The organism is Arthrobacter tecti (genome assembly GCF_054511355.1).
Map to the genome: position 1 here is coordinate 213,871 of NZ_JBTNCT010000003.1, position 25,603 is coordinate 239,473.

Below are 25,603 nucleotides of genomic sequence, written 5' to 3' on the forward strand. Positions count from 1 at the left end.
TGCTCCAATTTTCGTGCACCTCACGCGACTTCCAGCCTCGGGAAGTCACGCGACGTGCACGAAAGTTCGCAGGCGGGGACGAAAAAGGTGCCCACATTCCGTGGACACCTTTTCAATGGTCGGGGTGACAGGATTTGAACCTGCGACCTCGTCGTCCCGAACGACGCGCGCTACCAAGCTGCGCCACACCCCGCTCACGCTGTCTAAACGACCGCGAAAGCAACCTCTCAAGGATAACGGAGAATCCCGCCCCTGACGAACTAGACCAGCGACTCCTGCCAGGCCGCATGCAGCGTGGCGAAGCGGCCGCTGCCGCTGATGAGCTCGGCAGGTGTCCCGTCCTCCACGACAGTGCCGTCGTGCACCACGAGGACGCGGTCCGCGATTTCCACCGTTGACAACCGGTGCGCGATGATGAGTGCCGTCCGGTTGCCCAGCAGCTTCTGCAGTCCCTGCTGGACCAGCCGCTCGCTCGGAATGTCGAGAGACGACGTCGCTTCGTCGAGAATCAGCACCGCAGGGTCGGCAAGGAACGCGCGGGCGAAGCTGATGAGCTGCCGCTGCCCGGCGGAAACCCTGCCGCCACGCTTGTTCACGTCAGTGTCGTAGCTGTCGGGAAGGGCTTCGATGAACTCATGCGCGCCGACTGCCTGGGCTGCCGCCACGATTTCCTCGCGGCTCGCCTCGGGCTTACCCAGCGCGATGTTGTCCGCAACGCTCCCGCTGAAGAGGAAGGCCTCCTGTGTGACCATGACGACGGCGCGGCGCAGGTCGCGTGGCGCCACCTCCCGAAGGTCGATGTCATCGAGGGTGACACTGCCTTCGGACACATCGTAGAAGCGCGCAATCACCTTCGCGAGCGTGGACTTACCGGCGCCCGTCTGCCCAACGAGGGCAACCGTCTGCCCCGCCGGAATGGCCAGGTCCATGCGCGGAAGAATGACCGGCCCGTCGCCGTAACGGAACTCGACGCCGTCGAACTCGATCCTGCCCTTGGCATCCTGCAGTGGTACCGGGGTCTTCGGCGGACGGACCGTCGGAACCTCCTCCAGCAGGCCGGAGACCTTTTCCAGGGCCGCAGACGCCGACTGGAAGGAGTTGTAGAACATGGCCATCTGGTCCACCGGCTGGAAGAAGCGCTTGCTGTAGAGGAGGAGTGCCAGGAGCGCTCCGACTTCCAGCGAACCCCCAAGAACCCGGAAACCGCCGACGAGGAGAACCAGCGCGACGGTCGTGTTGCCGATCAGCACCAGCCCCGGCTGGAAGACGCCGTTGAGGTTGATGGAACGAACCGTGACACGGCGGTAGTCCTCTGCCAGCTCCTCATAGCGTTCGGCGTTGACCTTCTCGCGGCGGAAAGCCTTCACGGCGCGGATGCCGGTCATCGTCTCGATGAAGTGGACAATCAGCCGCGCTGAAACCACCCGGGAGGAGCGGTATGCAACCTGCGAATGCTTCTGGTACCAGCGGGCCAGGAACGTCATGGGGATGGCTGCAACGAGGATGAGCAGGCCGGTGGGCCAGTCCAGTACAAAGATGGTGACCGCCACGAACGCCATGTACATGACACCGGAGGCGAGCGAGCTGACTCCGGAATCGAGCAGTTCGCGCAGCGCCTCAAGGTCGGAGGTCTGCCGCGAAATGATCCTGCCGGAGGTGTATTTCTCGTGGAATTCGAGGCTCAGGCGCTGGGTATGGCGGAAAACCCGCAGCCGCAGGTCCAGCAGCATCTCCTGGCTGAGCTTCGCCGCGGCCCGCACATAACCCGCCGTGAGAGTGGCGGCCAGTATCGCCGCCACCAGGTACGTGATGCCCGTGATCCAGAGTTCTGTTGAGTCGCCTTCCAGCAGTGCCGGCAAGGCGTGGTCGATTCCGAAGGCGATGATCGCCGGCCCCGCTACACGGGCAATCTGCGAGGTGACTACCAGTATGGCCGTCCAGATGAACTGCCTGCGGTTGGGTCGGATCAGCGAGCCGAGCAGCTTGAGCGATCTTGAGCGCACCGACTTGTTCTGCGCCCGGTTCAGCATCACCTCGTCTTCGTTATGCACACCGGAGGAGATACCGGACGACGGCGGCGCCTGGCTGTTCTGTTTGTCGCGCTCGGGTGAGGTGCTCACGCGCGTGCCTCCTCGTCGTCGTGCTCGAGTTCTTCCAGCTCAGTGTCCAGGTCCACCGGCTCTTCGGTGAGGCTCGCGATCACGTAGCGGTAGTGCGTGTTGCGTGCCAGGAGCTCGGTGTGGGTGCCGACGTCGACAATCCGGCCGTTCTCCATGAGCGCCACCCGGTCCGCCAGCGCCACCGTTGACGGGCGGTGGGCGACGATCAGCGTGGTGGTCTCCTGCAGGACTTCGCGGAGCCGTTCCTCGACGAGTTCCTCGGTGCGCACGTCGAGTGCGGACAGCGGGTCATCGAGCACAAGGACCCTGGGCTTCGCTGCAATTGCGCGGGCGAGGGCCACGCGCTGGCGCTGGCCGCCGGACAGGCTGAGACCCTCTTCGCCGATCAGGGTGTCCACGCCCTCGGGAAGCGAGTAGACGAAGTGGGCCTGGGCAATGTCGAGGGCTTCGTTCATGACGGCGTCGGCGTCGGCGTCGTTCTCTGGATCCGCGCCCATCAAAACGTTGTCCCGCACGGAGTTGGAGAAGAGAATGGTGTCCTCGAAGGCCACTGACACGTGGCTGCGGAGTTCTTCCAGCGTGAAGTCGCGGAGATCGACGCCGTCAATGCGGATTGCGCCGCCGGTGACCTCGTAGATTCGAGGCACGAGGTTCAACAGGGTGCTCTTGCCGCAGCCGGTCACGCCGACCAGGGCCATGGTCTCACCGGCCCGCAGGGTGAGGTCGATGCCGTTCAGCACGTCCGCTGCAGTCTCCTCGGCGTCCGGGTAGCGGAAGTGGACGTCTTCGAACGTGACGACGCCGTGAGGTTGGCGCAGCGTGCTTGGCTCGGCCGGATCGGTGATGGTGTTTTCCGAGTCCATCACCTCGTAGTGCCGATCGATCGCGGTCTTGGCGGTGAAAGTCATCGCGAGCAGGGGGCCGATGAATTCGACCCTCGCAGTGACAACGCCTGCGGTGGCGAAGAAGGCCACCAGCCCACCGATGGTCACATCCCCGTTCACAGCGAGGAGGATTCCGGTGACCAGGGATGCACCGAGGGCGAGTTCGGGCAGCAGCGTGACCACGAGGGAGAACCGGGCGAGGCTGTGTGCTTTGTGGATCTCGGTCTGGCGGAGTTCCTCGGCTTGGTCATTGAAGGAGTCCAGAGCCTCACGGCTCCGGCCGAACGCCTTCAGCACCCGGATGCCGTGCACTGATTCCTCGACGGTGGTGGCGAGGTCGCCGGCCTGGTCCTGGCTCTTGCGGGAGACCCGGCTGTAGGTGGTGCGGAAGCGGAACCCGTAAATCATTACCGGGACCGCAGCTGCCAGGAAGATGAGCGCGAGCGGCCAGCTCATGAAGAACATGATGGATACGCCGATCGTGATGGTGAGCCCGTCCACCACCAGCATGATTGCGCCGAACGCCATCCATCTGCGCATGAGGTTGAGGTCCGTCATTGCGCGCGAGAGAAGCTGACCGCTGCCCCAGCGATCGTGGAACGCCACGGCCAGGTTCTGAAGGTGCCGGTAGAACGAGGTGCGCAGCGTCGTCTCGACGGTGGTCGCGGGAGCGATGACAAGGAAGCGCCGCAGGGCAACGAAGGTCGCCTCAAGGATGCCCAGGAGGAGTACGACGCCGGACGCAATCCAGACAGTGGATGTCGCCTGCCCAACGGCCAGGGCGTCATTGACCAGGACGCGGAATACCTGCGGGATGGCGAGCGCCATCAGGCTTGCTCCGAGGGCGGCGAACAACCCGAGGATCAACCGCAGCAGGATCGGTTTCAGATGCGGATAGAGGCGGCTGAGGGATTCCCACAGCGTTGTTTGCGTCGGCATGCTCTTCTCTTGGCAGTCAAAGGTATGGGGTAGCCGAAGTGTTCGTGTCCCCCAGCAACTATCTTATGCCAGCAGGGGTGTGACGCGTGCAACGCTGCACATGATGACGTGTGTTGTCAGCGTGCGGTGAGGGTGAGAAGTACTGCTTCCGGCGGGCAGGCGAAACGGACCGGAGCGAACCGGGATGTTCCGATTCCGGCGGAGACGTTCAGTGGGACGCTTCCACCGTTGTGTTCCCACTGGGTCAGTCCCCGCGCACGCCACGTGGGGAGGTCGCAGTTGCTGATCAATGCTCCGTAACCCGGGATGCAGACCTGGCCGCCGTGGGTGTGGCCGGCCAGCATCAGATCGGCGCCGCCGTCGGTGAAGGTGTCCAGAACGCGCTGGTAGGGGGCGTGCGCGACGCCGACCCGAAGGTGGGGTGCCTCGCTCGCCGTGCTGCTGCCCGAGGGGAACCCGGCGAACCTGTCCCGGTCCAGATGTGGATCGTCAACGCCGCTGAAGTCGAGGCGAAGGCCTTTCAGGGCGATGGACTGTGACCGGTTGGTGAGGTCAATCCACCCTGCTGATCCGAAGCGGGCGAACATCGGCTTCCACGGCAGTTCCTTGGGCGGTTTGGTTCCCTTGTGCAGGGACGGTCCGCCGAAGTACTTGAACGGGCTCTGTATCCGGGGCGCGTAGTAGTCGTTGGAGCCTGGGACGAAGACACCCGGAAAATCAAGGAGTGGTTCCAGAGCGGCGAGCAGCGGTCCGACTGCCTTTGGATGGCTGAGGTTGTCGCCGGTGTTGACTACCAGGTCAGGTTCCAGTTCTGCCAGTCCTTGCAGCCACTTGGTCTTCGCGGCCTGCCGGGGCACCATGTGGATGTCCGACAGGTGCAGGATCCTCAGTGTCCGGCTTCCTGGCGGGAGGATCGCCAGGGATTCACGGCGTAGACCGAAGAGGTTGCGCTCAACGAAGGCTGCGTAGCCGAAGGTGGCAACGCCGGCCGCCGCGGTGAGACCGAGTGTTATCGCGGCGCCGGCGCGGGCGTCATTCCTGGAGACTCCCACGATCAGTCGTCGTCCCCGTTGCCGCCACCGTTATCGCCGCCATTACCGTTTCCGTTCCCGTTGTTGTCCGGGGGAGTGACAGGGCGGGTGTCTCCGCCGTTATTGTTGCCGTCGTCGTTGCCGCCACCGTTGTTCCCACCACCGTTGTTTCCACCACCGTTATTTGCCGGGCGGTCGAACTGGAACGGGCGAGGTGCGTTGACCATATTGGAAGGCGGGTCAGCGAACGGTTCAGCAGGGTAGAGACCCTGAATCTGCTGCATATAGCGCTCCCAAGAGGGAGCTGCCACGAAGGAACCGTCGATCTCCTCATAGACTCGACCACCTATTTGCAACTCGCTCAGCGTGCCGTTGCCAGCTTTCCAGTTGCCGAGCCAGGTTGCAGTAGCCATGCCGGAGTTGTAGCCCATGAACCAGGTTTGCGAGCGGTTCTCATTCGTTCCGGTCTTACCGGCCATTGGAACGTCGCCGTACTCGAGAAAGCGTCCGGACCCTTGGTCCATCACTGCTTGTGTAGCGTAGTTGACGCCGCGGGCAAGCTCCTTGGGAATTACCTGCTCGCAGGATTGTGGTGGGACGGGATAGGTGGTCCCGTCTACTGCCGTGACTTCGATAAGCGCACGTGGCTCGCACTTGAGCCCCTCCGCCGCAAGCGTTGAATATGCCGTAGCCATGGACATCGGCGAAACGTCGCTTGCACCGCCGATCAGCGCTGACGGAACTATCTGGAGGCGACCAAGTTCTCCTTCGCTGGCCTTGCCGTCGTGGATGCCCATCTTGAATGCGAGCTCGAACGGCTTGCACAAATCAATCTGCTTTGCGGTCTCCATCGTGATGGTGTTGTAGGACTGCGCGAGGCCCTCGAGCACTGTGTAGTTGCCGTAGTTAATGTCGCCGTAGTTCTGGACTGTGTAGGGATCTTCACCGAGGTATTCCCAGTAGCCCTTCTCCATGCAGCTTGCTTCCCAGCGGGTTCCGCGTGGGTAGACCTTCTTGCTGCCATCGACAACCGTGTTGAGTGCGCGACCATCCTCCAGCCACGCTGCGACAGTGAACGGTTTGAAGGCCGATGCAGGTTGGAAGCCACCCAGGCCGCCCAACGGCTTATTCGGGTCGCCGCCCGCATACTGATCCACGTTGAAGTTCTGAACAGAGTTGCCTGGTTCGGTTCCCGGCATGAAACGGGTGTTCTGCGCCATCACAAGTATGTCGCCTGCTCCGGGTTTCAGGCTCACCATGGAGTGCCCTACGGCTGGGTCAGTGGTATCAGGGTTCGCGGTTTCGTTGATGGCGGTCTCGGCGGCAGCCTGGGCCTTCGAATCCAGAGTGGTCTTGATGGTCAAGCCGCCACGGTAAAGGAGTTCCTCCCGGTCCTCACGGGTTTCCCCGTACGCAGGGTCGTTGAGGATCAGGTGCGTGACGTAGTCGCAGAAGTACGGTGCCTGTTCAGCGCCAACACAGCCGTTGAGCACTGGCGTGATTGTCAGCCCGAGATCGGTGGCGATCGCGGCGTCGTGCTCTTCCTTGGTGATTCTCCCGGTTTCAAGCATCCGGGAAATAACAAGGTTACGGCGCTGGAGAGCGAGCTCTGGGTTTGTTTCCGGGCTGTACAGGGTGGGGCCGTTGACCACTGCGGCAAGAAGCGCAGATTGCTGAATGTTCAGGTCTTTGGCCTCAACGTTGAAGAAGTACTTGGAGGCAGCCTGCACACCGAAGGTGTTGCCGGTGAACGGCACAATGTTCAGGTAACCGGCGAGGATCTCATCCTTGCTCAGTTCCTTCTCCACGGCGATGGCCAGCTTTGCCTCGCGGAGCTTGTCCCCCATGGTCTTCTGGAGGCGCAGGTCAACGTCGCCGCCGTCGATCAGTACGTTGTTGACGTACTGCTGGGTGATGGTGGACGCGCCGCGGGTTGTGTCGCTGCTGAGATTGCTCAGTGCGGCACTGATGATGCCCTGTAAATCGACGCCACCGTGCTTGTAGAACTCATCATCCTCGATGGCAAGCAGCGCATCGGTCATGTTCTCGGATACCTGATCCAGCGTGATCGGCTGGCGGTTCTCCTCATAGAGGGTAGCTATCTTGGAGCCGTCCGAAGCGACGATTGTAGAGGGCTGGGCGAGCGCACCGCGCTCAAGCTCAGCTGGGAGATCTTCGAAGAACTGGATGGAAGCGGAGGCGCCGGTACCTGCTGCTGCCGCCACGGGCACCAGAAGTCCGGCAGCAAGCACCCCGCTCAATCCACTGATTCCAAGAAATGCAATGATCTTCCCCAGGGTGGTTGCCGTGTCAAAGAAAGGTGATTTACGAGCAGCCATGTACTCCAGTTTACAAGCACGCGCTAACCTGTGAACCATGACCAAATGGGAGTACTCCACAATTCCGCTCATCATCCATGCAACCAAGCAGATCCTCGACCAGTGGGGTGAAGACGGCTGGGAACTCGTCCAGGTGGTGCCGGGGCCGGATGGCAATGGATTGGTGGCTTACCTGAAGCGGGAGAAAAACGCGTCGTGACCAGTACGGATGAAGCGGTATCGGCCGTCGAGATCAGGCTCCAGGAACTCGGAATCACCCTCCCCGAGGTGGCGGCCCCGGTTGCGGTTTATGTGCCCGCAGTGGTGTCGGGGAACTATGTCTACACTTCGGGCCAACTGCCATTTATTAATGGTGAACTCCCAGCTACGGGCAAGGTCGGCAGTGATATAGAAGCTGCGGCCGCTGCCGAGTACGCAGCCACGTGTGCGGTCAACGCCCTCGCCGCCGTAAAGTCCCAGATCGGCGATCTTGACCGCATCACCAAAATTGTCAAGGTAGTCGGTTTCGTTGCATCGGATCCGTCCTTCACAGGCCAGCCCGGTGTGATCAACGGAGCTTCGGAGCTGCTCGGCAAAGTCCTCGGTGAGGCAGGCGCGCACGCCCGTTCCGCCGTGGGCGTCGCCGTACTACCATTGGATGCGCCCGTCGAAGTCGAGATCATCGCTGAGTTTATCTAGTCACGTGAACCGTTCAAGCACCAGGCTCTTCCCCGTACCGGAAGACCAACAGGGCGCCGCGCGCAGTTGGATAGACCACGGCGAACGCACCCCCATGAAGCCGCGGCCGGCGTCGTCGGTTGTGCTCATCCGTGACGCTCCGGTCGGTACCGAGGTCTATCTTTCCTACCGGCGGGGCGAGTCCCCGCTGGGCGTGGTCGCTTTTCCCGGCGGCAGTGTGGAACCGAACGACGACGATTCCTTCCTCTGGTTTGGGCCCTCGCCCGCGCAGTGGGCTGCTGCGCTGGCAACCGAAGACCACGAGGGCGCCCGGCGCTTCGTCGTTGCGGCGATCCGTGAACTCTTTGAGGAAACCGGCGTTCTTCTGGCGGGACCCGATCCGTCGAGTCTCATCGAGGGAACCCGGCACCCGGACTGGATGAAAGCCCGCGAAGCGATCGCTGCCGGGGAGAAGACCTTCGCGGAAATCCTGAACAAACGTGGACTCGGACTCCGGACCGACCTCATCAAGCCGCTCTCCGCCTGGCTCAGCCCCGATTTTGCACATCGCCGATTCGACACGCGGTACTTTGCAGCGGCCCAACCCGTGAACCAGGAGCCGACGCTGCTTGAAAGCAAGGGAGTGTGGGGTGCATGGCGGTGGTCTGCGGAGGAAATCAAGCAGCGTGGAACCACGTCCCTCGGCGATGAGGTTGGGCAACCCAACACGGTCGGTCGTCCGCTCGATGAAATTGTGGTTCCCGCCGTCGAACTCATCCTCGAGAAAATTGGGTCCTCGCGCGGCTGTATCGCCTACCTCTCGCACAAGCGCCCGATGAAGGTCTTCTCACCGCGACTGGTCGAAGTCGAGGGGGAGCCGCGCATCCAGGTCGAATGCTCAACAGCCACGGAAGGTTCGGAGCAGCGAGGGCGCTGAGCGTCGTCGTACCTCCGCGTTGCACGGCGCCGCTAGCCTGCACTGGAGCAACGGATCCGCTGCCTCCACGCAGGAGCGCTGTGTCGATGCTGCGTCTCCTGCACCGAACCGACGGATCCGCCGTTTCAACGTAGCCAGCCGCGGTACGACGACGGCGGGCGGCCACCGAGGTGACCACCCGCCGTCGAAAGTTCCTGACTACTAGCGGCTCCGCTGGCGCAGACGCTGGATGTCGAGAATGACGACGGCGCGCGCCTCCAGGCGCAGCCAGCCACGCTGAACGAACTCCGCCAGCGCCTTGTTCACAGTCTCGCGGGAAGCGCCGACGAGCTGCGCCAGTTCCTCCTGCGTCAATTCGTGGGCAACCAGGATGCCGTCGGTCGCGGGGCGCCCGAAGCGGTCCGCGAGATCGAGCAGGGCCTTTGCCACACGGCCCGGCACATCGGAGAAGACCAGGTCCGCGAGCGACTCGTTGGTGCGGCGAAGCCTGCGCGCGAGCGCCTGCAACAGCTGCGCTGAAACCTCGGGGCGGGTCTCCAGCAGTGCGCGGAGGTTCTCATTCTTCAGCCCGGCAAGCCGGGTTTCGGAAACGGCGGTAGCGGTAGCGGTACGGGGGCTCGGGTCGAACAGGGCCATCTCGCCGAACAATTCACCTGGGCCGAGGATCGCGAGTAGGTTCTCCCTGCCGTCCTGCGCCGTCCGGCCGAGCTTGATCTTGCCGGAAACGATGAAGTAGAGCTGATCGCCCTGATCGCCTTCGCGGAAAACCGAAGCGCCGCGCGAAAGGTCCACCTCCGTCAGCTCATCGGTCAGGGCGGAGAAAACCTCGTCACCCAGCGATGCGAAAAGGGGCGCCCTGCGCAGTACCTCGATATCCATGAAAGCTCCTATTACGTGATGCAAACCCAAACGGGTTCCCATATGGTCCCATTTCCTCCCATCTTGCCGTACGAGACGGACTTGTGACACCAGATACACGCATGTTCGCCAAGGGGATATGCAAAATCGTGTATAAACTCCGCTCTCCGCGGATTGTCACCGTAGGAACGTAGAATCTTTCTAAACGGCAGGGGAAGTGCGGGGCTTCTTCAGAAGGTGAGGAACGTGTTCGGCATAACCTTCCTGGACATCATCCTTGTCCTGGTGCTGATTGGTTACCTCGTTGCGGGACTGCGCAACGGATTCCTGGTCACGCTCGGCGGGATCATCGGTTTCGGCGCCGGAGCAGTCGCAGCCTTCTTTGCCATACCTCTGGTCAGTACCTGGGTGCCCGACGACGCCTGGCGGCTGGCTGCTGTCATCGCCACCGCACTGCTGCTGGTCATCGTTGGCCAGGCCCTCGGTTCGGGGCTCGGCAGGGCGCTCAGCAGCCGTACCGGGTCAGGACCGGTCCGAGTGATTGACCGCCTGCTGGGCGGGGCCACCAACGTTGTGGTCGCCGCGCTTGTGACAGCCATGCTGGCGTTCAGCATCAGCACCATGGGCGTGCCGTTCCTCTCGCAGTCGATCGCCTCCTCCCGGGTGATCAGCGGCATCGACAACCTGACGCCCTCACCCGTGCGGGCGTGGATGGCGCAGATCCGCTCAATCGCGATCGCGGACGGCATACCCACGCTGCTGGAGGGAGTTGCCCCGGCAACGCCGGCCCCGGTCCCTGACGCATCCGTTGATACCCCGGAGCTTGCCGCGGCGTCGCAATCGGTACTGCGCATCGCGGGTACGGCCTTCCAGTGCGGCCAGAACCAGACCGGGTCCGGCTTCGTTGTCGCGCCGGGACGGGTGGTCACCAACGCGCACGTCGTCGCCGGTGTGAACCAACCGGTCGTGGAAGCGCCGGGCGGCGGCGCCATGCCAGGCCGCGTTGTGTACTTCGATCCGGTCCGGGACATCGCCGTCATCGCAGTTGATGGACTCGATCGCGCGCCGTTACCGCTGGGTGAGGGGCTTGAGATCGGGGACACCGCAGCATTCGCCGGGTATCCCGCCGGCGGACCATTCCAAATCCAACCCGCAAGCATCCAGAACCGGTCCGATGTCCTGGTGGAGAACATCTACGGCGCGGACCCAGCCGCCGTCAACGTCTACACGCTGGCCGCCAACGTGCAGCAGGGAAACTCCGGCGGTCCGCTGCTTGATATGCAGGGGCAAGTGGCCGGCGTCGTCTTCGCTAAATCCACGGCTAACGTCCCGGTGGGCTACGCACTCAGCCTCGAGGAACTCCGGCCGGTCGCCGAGAGCGCGCCGACCCTGAATGAGACAGTTTCCGCCGGGCAATGCACCAACCGTTAGGGACTAGCGGCACGCGTAACCAAATCGTGATGGCTAGCTGTCCGGAAATGCTGCAGGCGGCCCCCTGGAGAGTTAGGCTCGTCACACAAGGCAACACGGCTTGCTGTGGGTCTTGCGGGCACAGTGACGTGTCCTTTCGAGTAACAGATCATCAGGAGCCCTAATGTTCACAAGCAAATCTGCGCGCGCGGCGCATCCCAAAAGGACTCGCGCCGCCGCCATCACTGCTGGTGCCGCGATCAGCGCGCTGCTGCTCAGTGGCTGTGTCCAGAGTCAGCGCGAGGAAGACGGCGGAGCCGGAGCGAACGGTGACGTGGATTCCACGTTCGTCTTCGCTGCGTCCTCGGACCCCGCATCGCTTGACCCGGCATTCGCCAGTGACGGCGAATCCTTCCGCGTGAGCCGTCAGATCTTCGAAGGCCTTGTGGGCGTCGAACCCGGCACCGCAGACCCGGCACCGCTCCTCGCTGAGTCCTGGGAAACCTCGGAGGACGGGCTTTCCTACACCTTCGCTCTGAAGGAAGGCGTGACGTTCCACGACGGCACGGACTTCAACGCCGAAGCTGTCTGCTTCAACTTCGACCGCTGGTACAACTTCACCGGCCTCGCACAGGCGCCGTCGGTGTCCTACTACTACAACAACCTCTTCCGCGGCTTCGCGGACTCACCTGAGGCGGCTGTCTACGCGTCCTGCGAAGTGAACGGCGACCTGGAAGCCACCGTCACGCTGGCCAAGCCGTTCGCAGGATTCATCCCCGCGCTGTCCCTGCCCGCCTTCGCGATGCAGAGCCCCACGGCCCTGCAGGAGTTCAACGCCGATGAAATCGGCGGCTCCTCCGAAGCGCCGCAGCTCAGCGAGTACGCACAGGGCCACCCGGTAGGCACCGGCCCGTTCAAGTTCGACTCCTGGAACGTGGGCGAGGACCTGACGGTCTCCGCGTACGAGGAATACTGGGGCGAGCAGGGCGATGTCCAGCAGGTCATCTTCCGCATCATCAGCGACCCGCAGGCACGCACCCAGGCCTTGCAGGCCGGCACCATCGACGGCTTCGACCTCGTTTCGCCGGCAGACATCCCGACGCTCGAGGAGGAAGGGTTCAACATCGTCCCGCGCGATCCGTTCACCATCCTCTACCTCGGCATCAACCACCAGGTCGAGGAACTGAGTGACCCGCTGGTGCGCGAGGCCATTCACCACGCCATCAACAAGCAGGCACTGATCGACCAGACCCTGCCAGCCGGTACGCAGCTCGCAACCCAGTTCATCCCGGAGGTAGTGGACGGCTACAACGAAGACGTCACCACCTACGAATATGATCCGGATCGTGCACGTGAGCTCCTCGCAGAGGCAGGCTACCCGGACGGCTTCGAGCTCCAGTTCAACTACCCGACTGACGTCTCCCGCCCGTACATGCCCACCCCGGAGCAGGTCTTCACCAACATCAGCGCACAGCTGGGTGAAGTCGGTATCACTGTCACCCCGGCGCCGGACGTGTGGACCCCGGATTACCTGGACCGTATCCAGGGCACCGAGAACCACGGAATCCACCTCCTGGGCTGGACCGGCGACTACAACGACACCGATAACTTCATCGGCGTCTTCTTCGGACAGGAGAAGCCGGAATTCGGCTTCGACAATCCCGAGCTGTTCGGTGCGCTCAGCGAAGCACGCGGCATGACCGACCGCGAGGAGCAGACTGCGCTTTACGAGGACATCAACGAGCAGATCGCCCAGTTCAACCCGGCGATCCCGCTGGCGCACCCCGCGCCGTCGTTGGCTTTCGTGGAACGGGTCGAGTCTTACCCCGCGAGCCCGGTCAATGACGAAGTCTTCAACCTGATCGAACTCAGCGAGTAATAACACTGGCGGAGGGACCGTGCCACTTGGTCCCTCCGCTTTTGTTTGCCTTGCAACGGATCATTGAGAGGACACTGTGCTTCGCGTTATCGGTAAACGTCTTGCCCTGCTGATACCCACCCTTTTCGGCCTGTCGGTCCTGCTGTTCCTCTGGGTGCGGAGCCTGCCGGGCGGGCCAGCCACTGCCCTGCTGGGCGAGCGCGCCACCCCTGAGGCAGTAGCGCGCGTCAACGAACTCTACGGCTTCGACGAGCCGATTCTCCTGCAGTACTTCACCTACATGGGAAAGCTGCTGCAGGGTGACTTCGGGACCTCGATCATCACGGGCAGGCCGGTCCTGGAGGAGTTCGCCACCCGGTTCCCGGCCACCATAGAACTGAGCATCGTGGCACTGATCTTCGCCATCGGCGTCGGCATCCCTTTGGGGTACCTGGCGGCCCGCCACTACGGGCGCTTCGTGGACCACGGCTCGGTTGTGCTGAGCCTGATCGGCATCACCATCCCGGTGTTCTTCCTCGCCTTCATCCTGAAGTACCTGTTCGCCATCCAGTGGCCCATTCTCCCGCCGGACGGCAGGCAGAACCCGCGGATCGACGCCACCCACGTCACGGACTTCTATGTGCTGGACGGCATTCTCACGGGAGAGTACGACGCCGCGTGGGACGCCTTCCTGCACCTGATCCTGCCTGGCCTGGCCCTGGGCACCATCCCGCTGGCGATCATCGTGCGGATCACCCGCGCCTCGGTCCTGGAAGTTCAGAACGCGGACTACGTCCGCACTGCACGGGCCAAGGGACTGATGGAGAAGACCATCCGCGGACGGTTCATCCTGCGTAACGCCATGCTGCCCGTGGTCACGACCATCGGCCTGCAGACCGGCCTGCTGATCTCGGGTGCAGTTCTGACGGAGACGGTGTTCGCGTTCAACGGCATCGGCAGCTTCCTCCGCGATGCCATCTTTGAACTGGACTACCCGGTCCTGCAGGGCTTCATCATATTCATCGCGATCCTGTACGCGCTGATCAACCTCATCGTTGACGTCTCGTACACGATCATCGACCCAAGGGTGCGTGTGCAATGAGTACCGTTCTGCCTCCCGCCGCGGGCGGGCCCGATTCACCGACCACCGAACCGACCCTCGCCGAAGGCGGCGGAACCGGCCTCTGGAAGGACGCGTTCCGCAGGCTCCGCAGGAACCCGCAGGCGATTGCCGGCGTCGTCATCATTGGCCTGTTCCTGGTGGTCGCGGCACTGGCACCCATCCTGGCGCCCTACGGCGGCGAGGAACTGCCGGGCCGCACCGAAATCACACCGACCAACATTCCGGGGCCGGGCGAGCTGTCCGAGTACCCGCTGGGCCTCGACCGCTTCGGTGGTGACGTGCTCAGCAAGCTGATCTGGGGTGCGCAGGCATCGCTCATGATCGGCGTAATTTCGACCGCGATCGGCCTGGTGGGCGGTATGCTCCTGGGGTTGCTGGCCGGCGGACTCGGTGGCTGGGTGGACAGCGTGATCATGCGCTTCGTGGATATCCTGCTCTCGGTTCCCAACCTGCTGCTCGCAGTGAGCATCGCGGCGATCCTCGGCCAGGGACCGTACGCGGTGATGATCGCGATCGGTGCCTCACAGCTACCGATCTTCGCGCGGCTGCTCCGTTCCTCGATGCTGTCCCAGCGCGGATCGGACTATATCCTCGCCGCGCAGACCCTGGGACTGAGCCGGCGCACCATCACAATGAGCCACCTGCTGCCCAACAGCGTGGGGCCGGTCATTGTGCAGGCAACGCTGTCACTGGCAACCGCGGTCATCGACGCCGCGGCGCTGTCCTTCCTCGGGCTTGGCGGCGGGCTGCCGCAGACCGCCGAGTGGGGCCGCATGCTCACCTACGCGCAGCGTGAACTGGCGTCGGACCCGTACCTGGCGTTCCTGCCCGGCGCGTGTATCGCCATCACGGCCCTCGGATTCACCCTGCTGGGCGAATCCCTTCGCGAGGCACTGGACCCGAAGACCCGGCGAAAGTAGCGCTGAGTGTTCAGATAATGGCACTCTGACGGGTTCAAAAGGTCATTATCTAAACACTCACGGCGGGTGAAAGTACGACGACGGCCGGTTACCTTCCATTCGGAGGTGACCGGCCGTCGTCGTCGTTTGCCCGGAAGTGCCCCGGATCAGGCGATGTTGAGCTCATTCCCAGGAATCGACGCAAGGAGCTTGCGCGTGTACGGGTGGCGCGCGTTCTGGAAGACTTCTTCGGAGCTCGCGGCCTCGACCAGTTCGCCGTCCTTCATCACGCAGACGTAGTCGGAGATGAGGCGGACAACCGCGAGGTCGTGGGAGATGAAGAGGTAGCTCAAGCCCAGTTCGGACTGGAGGTCGCCGAGGAGCCGCAGGATCTGTGCCTGGACCAGCACATCGAGCGCGGAGACCGGCTCATCGCAGATGAGCAGTTCAGGCTTCAGTGCGAGGGCACGGGCAATGGCGACGCGCTGGCGCTGCCCACCGGAGAGCTCCGAGGGGTATCTGCGCAGCGCGTTGTGGGGGAGCGCCACCTGGTCCATGAGCTCGCGTACCCGCGCGGCGCGTTCCTTCTTGGAGCCGCGCTTATAGGCATTCAGCGGCTCCTCCACGATGCGTTCGATGGTGAACATCGGGTTCAGCGACGAATACGGGTCCTGGAAGACCGGCTGAACCCGCTGCCGGAAGTCGTCAAGCTGCGCCTTGTCGAGCTTGGCAACGTCCATGCCGTCGAACGTCATGGTGCCCGACGTCGGTTCGATGAGCTTCAGGAGCATCCGCGCCGTGGTCGTCTTGCCCGAACCGGATTCGCCCACAATCGCGACTGTCTGCCCGCGCGGGATGTCCAGTGTGACGTTCTTCGCCGCGTAGAAGTCCTCGGAGCTGCCGCGCCGCTTGTAGATCTTGGTGAGGTCGCGGATCTCCACGATGTTGTCGGTCGGCGCTGCCTCGGTGGTCGAGTCCGGCTCGGCCTGGTGCTCCTCGAAAGCGGCCTGGGCCACGGAGGCGCGCTTCTCGGCGTCGTCGTGATAAGCACCCGGACGCAGGCGGACGGCGGCAACGCTGGGAGCCGCGCGGACGAGGGACTGCGTGTACGGGTGCTTGGGATCGTTCAGGAGTTGCGCGGCTGGGCCCGTTTCCACGACGCGGCCGCGGTGCATCACCACCAGTTCCGACGCGCGCTCTGCTGCGAGCCCGAGGTCGTGGGTGATCAGCAGCACGGAGGTGCCCAGCTGTTCGGTCATGGTGTCGATCTGGTCCAGAATGGTGCGCTGGACGGTGACGTCGAGGGCGCTGGTGGGCTCGTCCGCGATCAGCAGGCGGGGCCGGCACGCGAGGCCGATCGCAATCAGTGCGCGCTGGCGCATGCCGCCGGAGAACTCGTGCGGGTACTGCTTGGCGCGGTCACCTGCATCCGGCAGGCCGGCGGCGGAGAGCACCTCGATGACGCGTTCCTTGACGTTCTTCTTGTCCGCGAGGCCGTGGACAAGAAGAGTCTCGGCTACCTGGGTGCCGATCTTGGCCACCGGGTTCAGGTTGGACATGGGATCCTGGGGCACCAGTCCGATAGCGCGGCCCCGGATCTTGCGCATCGCGTGTTCCGGGAGGGGAACCAGATCGCGTCCCTCGAACATGATGCTGCCGCTGGTGACCCGCCCGTTGTTCGGGAGCAGGCCGATGCACGCCATCGCCGTGGTCGACTTACCCGAACCCGATTCGCCCACGATGGCGAGGGTCTTCCCGCGGTGGAGGGTGAAGCTGGCGTCCTCGACGGCGGAAACCTCGCCGTACGTGGTGCGGAAGCTGACCGCCAGGTTCTTTACTTCGAGCATGGGTGCGTTCTCTGCGTCACCGACAACACTGTCGATAGAGGTGATTTCCGTCATAGACCTATCGTCCCTCATAACCGCCGTGTGGAAACGCATCCCGGATGAGTTTCCGCACAAGATGGTCCACTGCAAGCCGGTATCCGTCCACCCCCGCGCCGACGATCACCGCATCAACAACCGCGGACAGGTAGGAGTGGTGCCGAAACTCCTCCCGCTGATGCACGTTGCTGATGTGGACCTCAACGGTAGGCAGCCCCACGCCGGCAATGGCATCCCGCAGCGCGACCGACGTGTGCGTGTACGCGCCCGCATTGATCACAATGCCGTCTGCCGTCTCCACTGCGGCATGGATGGTCTCCACCAGCTCACCCTCATGGTTCGACTGGCTGCACGTGACCGCCCAGCCATGCGCTCCGGCGGCGGAAGCGCAGAGCTGCTCAACGTCGTCGAGCGTGTGCGAGCCGTAGATGCCCGGCTCGCGGGTGCCGAGCAGGTTAAGGTTGGGGCCGTTGAGGATCAGCAGGTTGGTGGTTGCCATGGCTTAACTATGCCGTACCGCCACCCGTCGCCGGCCCGCCGAGACGGGCTGCCGCCGTCGCGCCCGCAACGGTAATCAGGCTCATGATCGCCAGTACGACGCCGGGGTGCCACCACGCGCCCATCGTCGCCGTGCCGAACGCCTGGGTGATCGACGGTGCGAAGCCCGCGACGATGGCGGCGAGGCTGTAGGCGAAGGAGAGTGCGGTGAAGCTGGTGCTCGGTTCGAAGAGGTCCGCCATGAGTCCGCCGAGCGCCGCCCACGCCGCCGTCGGAAGGATTCCGCCCAGCAGGATTGCCGTAACGTACAGTGGCGCATCCGCGATGCTGATGACCCAGTAAAGCGGGAACGCGATAATCGCGGTACCTATCGCACCGCCCAGGACCACCTTCGCCGATCCGATGCGGGTGGCGAGCCAGCCGAAGGCGGGAATGGTGACGAGCTGCAGCAGCGAACCCACCAGCGCAGCGTTCAGTACCGTCGCCTCCGACAGTCCCAGCCGCTCCGTACCGTAGGCCTGGGTGTAGGACACCATGAGGAAGTAGGAGCCGATGCCGAGAACAGCCGAAGCAGTCGCGACGACGACGGCGGCTGGCTGGGACCGCAGTACGCTCACCAGCGGGATGCGCACTTTCTCAGTGCTACGGAAGACCGGCGTCTCATCGATAGCAAGCCGCAGGTACAGCGCAACCGCGAGGAACGGGAACGCGAGCAGGAAGGGAATTCGCCAGCCCCAGGTGGTCATGATGTCGCCCGGGACCAACTGCGTGAGGGCAAGGAACACCGCCGAGATGAGCAGTGTCCCGACCGGGGAGCCCAGCTGCGGGACGGCCGCGTACAGGGCGCGGCGGCGAGGGCTTGCGTGCTCGGTGGCGATGAGGATTGATCCGCCCCATTCGCCGCCGAGGGAGAGGCCCTGCAGGAGGCGCAGGAGCGTGAGGATAATCGGAGCCCACACGCCGATCACGGAGTAGTCCGGAAGCAGGCCAACGCTGCCCGTTGCCACGCCCATGAGCAGGATGGTCCAGATGAGGGTCTTCTTGCGGCCGATCCGGTCGCCGAGGTGGCCGAAGAGGATGGCGCCGAGCGGGCGGGCGACGAATCCCATCGCGAACACCAGGAAGGCGGACAGTGTGCCCGCCAACGGGTCCTGCGAGGTGAAGAACACCTGGTTGAAGACCAGGGCGGCCGCGGTGCCGAAGACGTAGAAGTCGTATGATTCCAGCGATGTGCCTACAAACGAGGCGGCCGCAGTCTTCCGCGCCATAGACGGGCGCGTGGCGGGCAATGATGGGGGAGCGGTTGAGGTGGACACGGTTCAGAATTGTCCTCGCCGCGCGTTCAGCGGCGCCACACTTCCCGTTCAACGTCACAGGGCAGGTAGACCCAGCTCACACGTCTGCCGTCCGGTTGCCGCCGCGGGGCGGCAACCGGACGGGAACGTCACTTACGGAGCGAGGCCGCGATCTGCTGCATGATCGTCGGATCGGACAGCGTGGTCGCGTCGCCGACCTCGCGCCCCTCGGCGACGTCCTTCAGGAGCCGGCGCATGATCTTTCCGGAGCGGGTCTTCGGCAGTTCCGGGACCACCAGGATGTTGCGCGGTTTGGCGATCGGGCCGATCTCCTTGCCGACGTGGTTGCGCAGGGTGGTGACGACGTCGTCGTCCTGGGCTGCAGACCCGCGCAGGATCACGAACGCAACCACCGCTTCGCCCGTGGTTTCGTCCGTAGCACCGACGACGGCGGCCTCCGCCACGGACGGATGGCTCACCAGGGCGGACTCGATCTCCGTGGTTGACAGGCGGTGCCCGGAGACGTTCATGACGTCGTCCACCCGGCCGAGCAGCCAGATGTCGCCGTCCTCGTCGCGCTTGGCGCCGTCGCCGGCGAAGTACATGTTCTCGAACCGAGACCAGTAGGTCTCCTTGAACCGCTCCGGATCACCCCAGATGCCGCGGAGCATGGACGGCCAGGGCTCGCGGACCACGAGGTAGCCGCCGGATCCGTTGGGAACGGACTTGCCCATCTCGTCAACTACGTCGACGGCGATACCCGGCATCGCGACCTGGGCCGAGCCGGGCTTGCACGCCGTCACGCCGGGCAGCGGCGAGATCATGTGCGCACCGGTTTCGGTCTGCCACCAGGTGTCGACGATCGGAGCGTTGTTGCCGCCGATGACCTCCCGGTACCACATCCAGGCCTCGGGATTGATGGGTTCTCCCACCGATCCGAGGACGCGGATGGAGGAGAGGTCGAACTTCTTCGGGATCTCGCGGCCCCACTTCATGAACGTCCGGATTGCCGTGGGGGCCGTGTACAGGATGGAGACCTTGTACTTCTCCACCAGTTCCCACCAACGGCCCTGGTGCGGGGTGTCCGGCGTGCCCTCGTACATCAGCTGGGTGGCGCCATTGACCAGCGGCGAATAGGCGACGTAGCTGTGGCCCGTGACCCAGCCGATGTCCGCGGTGCACCAGAAGACGTCGCTTTCGGGGTGCAGATCGAAGGTGTACTTCTGGGTGAACGCGGTCTGGGTCAGGAAACCGCCGGTTGTGTGCAGAATGCCCTTCGGTTTTCCGGTGGTTCCGGAGGTGTAGAGGATGAACAGTGGGTGCTCGGAGTCGTGGCCCTCCGCGGTATGTTCTTCGCTGGCCGGCCCGACGACGTCGTCCCACCAGACGTCCAGGTCCTCGGTCCACTCAACCGGCTCGCCGTTGCGCTTGACCACCACAACGTTCTCAACGGTGTGACCCGGGCGCTCAAGGGCGCCGTCGACCGCTGGCTTGAGGGAGCTCGGCTTGCCGCGGCGGTAGGTACCGTCCGAGGTGACAACGAGCTTCGCCTCGGCGTCGTCAATGCGGCTGCGCAGGGCATCGGCCGAGAAGCCGCCGAAGACCACGGAGTGAACGGCGCCGATCCGGGCGCACGCGAGCATGGTGATGACGGCTTCCGGAATCATCGGGAGGTACACGGCCACGCGGTCCCCCTTGGAGACACCGAGGGACTCAAAGGCGTTGGCTGCCTTCTTGACCGCGGTGGTCAGCTCCGCGTAGGTGTAGCTCCGTGTGTCACCGGGCTCGCCCTCGAAGTGGATGGCAACGCGGTCACCGCGCCCTTCCTCGACATGCCGGTCCAGCGCGTTGTAGGCGGCGTTGACCTTGCCGCCGACGAACCACTTCGCAAAGGGCGCCTCGGACCAGTCCAGTGCCTGCGTGAAGTCCTCGTGCCACGTGAGGAGGTCGCGTGCCTGCGTGGCCCAGAACTCGGGGCCGTCCTTGCCGGCTTCGTACAGGTCCGCTTTTCCTATCGCCTGCGCACCGAACGTCTCGCTCGGCGGAAACCTGCGCTCCTCGTGGAGCAGATTTTCAAACGCGTCACCCGCGTGGGTCTGGGTGTTTTCAGGCATTGTGAACCCCTTTGGCCAGTGGAATGCATGAACGAAGTCGAACAGACGGATCGACCCGCATGCTTGTGCTGTATCCCACACTAATGCGGCACCGGCCCCAAGTGTGTGCTTCCCGTCACAAGGCAGATGCGAAAGGCAATGTTTCTGCGATAAGCGGCATGGTTGGGCGTTCGCGTGCAGCATCATTGGTAGTGAACGAAGTTGGCGTTGACTAGGGTGGTCAGAGAATCTGCCTCAGGCTCAACGCCTTCGGCACCCTACGCTGCGGCTTTGCGCTGCAGCAGGTGAAGCTGTCTTGAAATGGAGTCCCGACATGACCGAACCACGCCAGCACGACGGCGGCGCAGGCACCGCGCAGAACGCGTCAGAGCCGCACCACGGCCAGTCCTCAAACCCATCCGCTGCATCGTTCGCTTCTTCGGTACACACGGGCAGTGAGGCCGTGGCCGGCCCATTCACCCTGAGGGAGACGGTGATCGGTGTTTCGGTGCTGGTCATGTTCATCGGCACCATCCTTCCGTTCGTAGAGGGCGTCAATCTGTGGATGACGTTCTCGCTGTTCTTCCTGGGAATCGGAATCCTCCTGCCCATTGCGGCGCTCGGTCTGCTTGTAGGACGCCGGATGGGTTCGAAGAACCTGCGTGTGGGTTCACTGTCAGTGGACCAATTCGCATCGGTTGTGGCTGCCTTTGCTGCGGCCTTCTTCTTTCTGCAGACCGTTACCACCTTCGGGATCGGCCAGTTCATTGCACTGTTGGGCTCTGTAGCGTTCCTCCTGGCCACCGTCGGCGGACCACATCTGGGTATTTTCAAGACCGACTTCGCCGGCCGCCCGTCATCCTCGGCGCATCTCATTGCGCGTGAGGCGTTGCCTGTACGGCCAAGAGCGCCGAAGCCCGTTCCCGCGGAACAGGTTCGCCAGTGGCAGGGACCTTCCACCGGCCCGGCGGGCGTAGCGGCGCCTGGGCCCGGCGCGTCGGGCGGACCCAGCAGCGCCGGGTTTTCAGCCGGTTACGCCGTGGCCGGTTACGCCGCGGGCCAGCACCAGAACGGACCGAAGCCCGCTCAGGGTGAACAGCAGCAGAATCCGCAGCAGCCGGCATTTGGGGAGCCCGCTGGAGCGGCGCAGTCCGGTCCGGCCTCGTCCGATTCCGCTCCCGAACCGCCCCCCGCTGAAGCCGGATCTGATCAGCGGCCCGCAACGGAAAGCACCCAGAAACGTCAGGATGAGGCGGCAGCTCCTTCCGAGGTCTCCTCTTCCGATGACGGGTCGTCTGACAGGAGTGAGCAGGAGCTGAACGCTTCAGAGGAGGGCCCTGCGTCGCCTCCCGGGGAACCGGCCGCGCCGGCGCCCACCATGGCGCACCCGAAGATCGAGAGCGCGCACACAACGAGCGGTGCGTCGCAGCAAGGCACGGGCCAGGGGAACGGCCCGGCGGATTCCCAGTCGCATCCCCGCACCGAATCGATCTCGGCAACGCGCGAGGCCGACGATGATGAGCCCATGGTCGAAGCATTCTGGTTCGCAGTAGGTACGCCGCGGTCGGTGGTCGATGAGCAGACAGGAGCACAGCTGTTCGTACTTCAGCCGGGCGACTGGGAAGTTGGTATCGAAGACCGCGGGCATGAGTTCCTCGTGCAGGACAAGCGCACAGGACGCATCGGAGTCATGCGCGATCTTCGCAACATTGAACGGGCGCCGCGCGAAGCGTAGCCATTCGTTGACGGCATCGCCATAGCAGCAGCGCGGGAGCAAACAGGAGGCACAGGGTATGGCCCAGGTGCAAGGGTCACCAATAGCCGTGAAGCGACGTGCCCGCCGCATTCATCGTGAGCTTGCCGAGCTGTATCCCTACGCGGTTGCGGAACTGGACTTTCGCAACCCGTTCGAATTGCTGGTGGCAACGGTGCTTTCCGCGCAGACAACCGATGTGCGGGTGAACCTGACAACGCCTGCACTGTTTGCGCGCTATCCCGATGCACGTTCCCTGGCTGAGGCCCAGGAAGATGAGCTTCAGGAAATGATTCGGCCCACCGGATTCTTCCGGGCCAAGGCGAGAAGCCTGCTCGCACTGTCCACGCGGATAGTCGACGACTTCGACGGCGAGGTGCCCGGCCGTCTCAAGGATCTGGTGACACTGCCCGGTGTCGGCCGCAAGACGGCCAACGTGGTGCTTGGGAACGCCTTCGGAATACCCGGCATTACGGTGGATACCCACTTCGGCCGCCTTTCGAGGCGCTTCGGCTGGACCACCGAAGAAGACCCGGTCAAAGTGGAGTCCGACGTCGCGGATCTTTTCGAACGCAGGGACTGGACCATGTTGTGCCACCGTGTGATTTTTCATGGTCGGCGGGTGTGCCATGCAAAGAAGCCGGCGTGCGGCGCCTGTCCCCTGGCGGCCATCTGTCCGTCGTACGGCGAAGGCGAAGTGGATCCGGACAAGGCAGCGAAGCTGCTCAAGTATGAACTGGCACCTGGCCGGGAAGAGTTACGCTCACGCATGCTCGAGGGCGCCTCCAGGGCGGAGCTTCAGGCCGCCGGATACAGCTTGAGCGCATGAGCGCTTACGGCGAACTTCGCGGTTTTGCGAAGCGTTCCGAGGCGATCGGGCCGGGGGCGCACTTCCGTGAGGCCTGGCAATGGCGGGGCATCGACCTGGCCGTCGCCCGGCCGGCTGCCGTGCTGATTCTGTTCGGGCAGCTGGATGACAAGCCGTCCAAGGTGCACTCCGAGGTAGTTCCGGATGAGCTCGACCTGCTATTCGTAACCCGGGCGGGAACGCTCCGAAACCATCCGGGCCAGGTTGCCTTTCCTGGCGGAAAGATCGACGCAGACGACGCCGGCCCCTGCGCTGCTGCGCTTCGAGAAGCGGAGGAAGAAACGGGCCTTGACCCGTCGGGTGTGGAAATACTGGGAGAACTCCCCGAAGTGGGATTGCCGGTCAGTAACTTCCTGGTCACTCCCGTGCTGGCCTGGTGGACGTCGCCTACGCCCATCCGGGTGGTGGATCAAGCGGAGTCTGCCCATGTTTTTCGCGCGCCGGTTGCAGATCTCCTCTCCGCCGAGGCACGGTTCACCGCCGTCGTGCGGCGCGGGAACCGCTCGCACCGCACTCCGGCCTTCGATGTGGACGGTGTAACAATCTGGGGCTTCACTGGGTTGCTGCTTGCCCGGCTCTTCGATGGCTTGGGCTGGTCTGGACCGTGGGACGAGTCGAGGGAACGCGATGCACCTCTGTGAGCCGCTGGGGTATCTGGATAGCTGGTCGACTGGGCTCGGCGTTCCGGCCCGGCGACTGCATCAGGGAGGAAGGATCGGAGATCCGGTCTGCCACACCGTTCGCCGTGTCGATGCGGTCCTGTGCCGCCCTGGACCAGGTCACCACCTTGAAGAAGCCGCTTCGTGAGCCTTGGCTCTGTATCTCTTTGACTGTTCCGGTGACTTTCTGAAACGCATGGCCGGTGCGGGCGTTCGCGGATAAAGCGTCCAGAACCATGCCGCCGCCTTTCCCACGGATGAAACTGCTTCCCTTTCCAAGAAGATAAGCACGCGGGCCTCCGCTCACCATCGTTGCGGCTTCGTCCAGCGCAGTCCCGGCCAAACGTAATCCCGGCCGCTGAAGGACGGTGGCGGCCGGAGAGAGAAAGACGGATCCTCGCCTGATAGCACCAAGCACTGCAGAATCAGCCATACGCACGGCAGTTGTGGCATCGTGCAGGGTGCGTGTGGCCGCGAGGCGGAACTGTCCGGAGGCTCCCAGGCTGGACGTCAGCCGGGAAACGGGTGCGATGAGGTGCTGGAGCGGTTTGGCGCCGAGTGCCCGAAGTCCGAGGTTCGACAGGATGCCGGTTACCCGCAGGACCATGAAGTTGGTACGTATGGCACCCAGAGCGGCTCCAACGGCGGATGCACCACCCAACGTGACCAGGCTGGCTACCGCGCTGAGCCCGAACGCAACGGCACAGTCACGGGCGAACGCTGTGCATTCGGTAATCAATTCCTCATGCGCGCTCTCGACGCTGGTGGCGTAGTCCCGGCAGGCCCTTGCCAGTTCCCGCGCTGCCCCGACTGTCTCGCGGGCTGCCCCTTCGGTAACCGTCGAACGTTCGGACAGTAGATCCAGATCGGCTGAAACGAGCCCTGCGACCGAGGCCCGCACCTGCCCCAGAGCTGTAATCCTCGTCAAGTCGATCTGATCCGCGAGGGCTGACCAGGCATCACCTGCCGCACGCAGGGTTGCGGGATCGCCGTTCGGCCAGAGAACCCCCGTGATTCCGGCGATGATGTCCCATCCTTCAGGGAGGAGGCTTGGATTGCCTCCAGTGGCCGCAGGCAGGTTCAGCGACAGACACTGATCCGGGATGTCCGCGGGCGGCGGACTGACCAGCGGGCTGGTCCCCAGTGATGCGACGTGCTCGGCACTGCTGTAACCCTCGGCTGCCAGCGTCAGGGCCAGCGAGGTATCGGAACACGCGGTGGAGAGCCCGTGCAGTGCCGCAAGGCTTTCACGCGCGGCGGGCTCATAGGCTGATGCCCACTCGACTCCGGAGGAGTCCCATCCAGCCATACCGGCCGAAGCGCTGAGACTGCCCGCTGCGGCGGTGCCCGCCTCATAGACTTGAGCGGCAGACGAAGCTGCGCAGCGCGCCGCGGACGCGTACTGGTCAGTGTCTATGGTCAGGATCGTCACGGTGTCCCCTCGTAGCCGGCGCTTCCCCCTGACGATACGGGGGCGGGACGCCGGCCCACGACGGCCG

Annotated in this window: 20 protein-coding genes and 1 tRNA gene; 10 read left to right on the forward strand and 11 right to left on the reverse strand. The window is 63.9% G+C overall.

The window, feature by feature from the left end; genetic code table 11:
* Positions 1–116: 116 nt before the first annotated feature.
* The 5 genes from ACX80C_RS05725 to ACX80C_RS05745 form a co-directional block, all read right to left on the reverse strand.
* Positions 117–193: transfer RNA gene (locus tag ACX80C_RS05725), tRNA-Pro, on the reverse strand.
* Positions 194–260: 67 nt separating this feature from the next.
* On the reverse strand, positions 261–2,030 hold the full coding sequence (locus tag ACX80C_RS05730; RefSeq protein WP_459325480.1) for an ABC transporter ATP-binding protein: 1,770 nt from the start codon (positions 2,028–2,030) through the stop codon (positions 261–263).
* A gap of 86 nt (positions 2,031–2,116) precedes the next feature.
* Complete coding sequence (locus tag ACX80C_RS05735) at positions 2,117–3,943, reverse strand: ABC transporter ATP-binding protein (protein WP_459325320.1); 1,827 nt, start codon at positions 3,941–3,943, stop codon at positions 2,117–2,119.
* A gap of 116 nt (positions 3,944–4,059) precedes the next feature.
* Positions 4,060–4,998, reverse strand: coding sequence for a metallophosphoesterase (locus ACX80C_RS05740; protein WP_459325481.1), 939 nt, complete (start codon positions 4,996–4,998; stop codon positions 4,060–4,062).
* A complete protein-coding gene (locus ACX80C_RS05745; RefSeq protein ID WP_459325321.1) occupies positions 4,998–7,313 on the reverse strand; it encodes a transglycosylase domain-containing protein in 2,316 nt (771 codons plus the stop codon). Before ACX80C_RS05745 ends, ACX80C_RS05740 begins: the two co-directional genes overlap by 1 nt.
* Before the next feature lie 37 nt (positions 7,314–7,350).
* On the opposite strand from ACX80C_RS05745, the gene ACX80C_RS05750 reads away from it, so the two are divergent.
* Genes ACX80C_RS05750 through ACX80C_RS05760 form a run of 3 tightly spaced genes read left to right on the forward strand, consistent with a single transcriptional unit; the run spans position 7,351 to position 8,907 of the window.
* Entirely contained in the window at positions 7,351–7,512 is a 162-nt protein-coding gene (locus ACX80C_RS05750) for a DUF4177 domain-containing protein (RefSeq protein WP_157358939.1), read from the forward strand.
* Positions 7,509–7,991, forward strand: a complete 483-nt coding sequence (locus ACX80C_RS05755; RefSeq protein WP_459325322.1) for a RidA family protein — start codon at positions 7,509–7,511, stop codon at positions 7,989–7,991. Before ACX80C_RS05750 ends, ACX80C_RS05755 begins: the two co-directional genes overlap by 4 nt.
* A 4-nt stretch (positions 7,992–7,995) precedes the next feature.
* On the forward strand, positions 7,996–8,907 hold the full coding sequence (locus ACX80C_RS05760) for an NUDIX hydrolase (RefSeq protein WP_459325323.1): 912 nt from the start codon (positions 7,996–7,998) through the stop codon (positions 8,905–8,907).
* Positions 8,908–9,108: 201 nt separating this feature from the next.
* Here ACX80C_RS05760 and ACX80C_RS05765 read toward each other — a convergent pair whose 3' ends face one another.
* Complete coding sequence (locus tag ACX80C_RS05765; protein ID WP_167994612.1) at positions 9,109–9,786, reverse strand: Crp/Fnr family transcriptional regulator; 678 nt, start codon at positions 9,784–9,786, stop codon at positions 9,109–9,111.
* Between the two features lie 225 nt (positions 9,787–10,011).
* On the opposite strand from ACX80C_RS05765, the gene ACX80C_RS05770 reads away from it, so the two are divergent.
* The 4 genes from ACX80C_RS05770 (at position 10,012) to ACX80C_RS05785 (ending at position 15,076) form a co-directional block, all read left to right on the forward strand.
* Positions 10,012–11,196 carry a MarP family serine protease gene (locus tag ACX80C_RS05770; protein WP_459325325.1) on the forward strand — a complete coding sequence of 395 codons (1,185 nt, stop codon included), beginning with the start codon at positions 10,012–10,014 and terminating at the stop codon, positions 11,194–11,196.
* Positions 11,197–11,359: 163 nt separating this feature from the next.
* The gene (locus ACX80C_RS05775; RefSeq protein WP_459325326.1) at positions 11,360–13,054 is read left to right on the forward strand and encodes an ABC transporter substrate-binding protein; all 1,695 of its coding nucleotides are present in this window, start codon (positions 11,360–11,362) and stop codon (positions 13,052–13,054) included.
* A 76-nt stretch (positions 13,055–13,130) separates the two neighbouring features.
* The gene (locus tag ACX80C_RS05780) at positions 13,131–14,135 is read left to right on the forward strand and encodes an ABC transporter permease (RefSeq protein ID WP_459325327.1); all 1,005 of its coding nucleotides are present in this window, start codon (positions 13,131–13,133) and stop codon (positions 14,133–14,135) included.
* Entirely contained in the window at positions 14,132–15,076 is a 945-nt protein-coding gene (locus ACX80C_RS05785) for an ABC transporter permease (RefSeq protein WP_459325328.1), read from the forward strand. Before ACX80C_RS05780 ends, ACX80C_RS05785 begins: the two co-directional genes overlap by 4 nt.
* Before the next feature lie 146 nt (positions 15,077–15,222).
* Here the strand turns inward: ACX80C_RS05785 and ACX80C_RS05790 are convergent, their stop codons facing one another.
* From ACX80C_RS05790 to acs, 4 genes are all read right to left on the reverse strand, one after another.
* Positions 15,223–16,956 (reverse strand): dipeptide ABC transporter ATP-binding protein, encoded by a 1,734-nt coding sequence (locus ACX80C_RS05790; RefSeq protein WP_459325329.1) that lies wholly within the window; start codon positions 16,954–16,956, stop codon positions 15,223–15,225.
* Positions 16,957–16,960: 4 nt separating this feature from the next.
* Positions 16,961–17,437 (reverse strand): type II 3-dehydroquinate dehydratase, encoded by a 477-nt coding sequence (aroQ, locus tag ACX80C_RS05795; protein ID WP_459325330.1) that lies wholly within the window; start codon positions 17,435–17,437, stop codon positions 16,961–16,963.
* A 7-nt stretch (positions 17,438–17,444) separates the two neighbouring features.
* On the reverse strand, positions 17,445–18,752 hold the full coding sequence (locus tag ACX80C_RS05800; RefSeq protein WP_459325332.1) for an MFS transporter: 1,308 nt from the start codon (positions 18,750–18,752) through the stop codon (positions 17,445–17,447).
* A gap of 128 nt (positions 18,753–18,880) precedes the next feature.
* Complete coding sequence (acs, locus tag ACX80C_RS05805; protein WP_459325333.1) at positions 18,881–20,845, reverse strand: acetate--CoA ligase; 1,965 nt, start codon at positions 20,843–20,845, stop codon at positions 18,881–18,883.
* 313 nt (positions 20,846–21,158) lie between these two features.
* On the opposite strand from acs, the gene ACX80C_RS05810 reads away from it, so the two are divergent.
* From ACX80C_RS05810 to ACX80C_RS05820, 3 genes are read left to right on the forward strand one after another with little or no spacing between them, the layout of a single operon-like run.
* A complete protein-coding gene (locus ACX80C_RS05810; protein WP_459325334.1) occupies positions 21,159–22,559 on the forward strand; it encodes a hypothetical protein in 1,401 nt (466 codons plus the stop codon).
* Between the two features lie 58 nt (positions 22,560–22,617).
* Positions 22,618–23,406, forward strand: coding sequence for an endonuclease III (gene nth, locus ACX80C_RS05815; RefSeq protein ID WP_459325335.1), 789 nt, complete (start codon positions 22,618–22,620; stop codon positions 23,404–23,406).
* Positions 23,403–24,086 carry an NUDIX hydrolase gene (locus ACX80C_RS05820; RefSeq protein WP_459325336.1) on the forward strand — a complete coding sequence of 228 codons (684 nt, stop codon included), beginning with the start codon at positions 23,403–23,405 and terminating at the stop codon, positions 24,084–24,086. The genes nth and ACX80C_RS05820 overlap by 4 nt, the downstream gene beginning before the upstream one ends.
* Here the strand turns inward: ACX80C_RS05820 and ACX80C_RS05825 are convergent.
* Entirely contained in the window at positions 23,998–25,536 is a 1,539-nt protein-coding gene (locus tag ACX80C_RS05825) for a WXG100-like domain-containing protein (RefSeq protein WP_459325337.1), read from the reverse strand. The two genes, ACX80C_RS05820 and ACX80C_RS05825, sit on opposite strands and share 89 nt — an antisense overlap.
* Positions 25,537–25,603 lie beyond the last annotated feature (67 nt).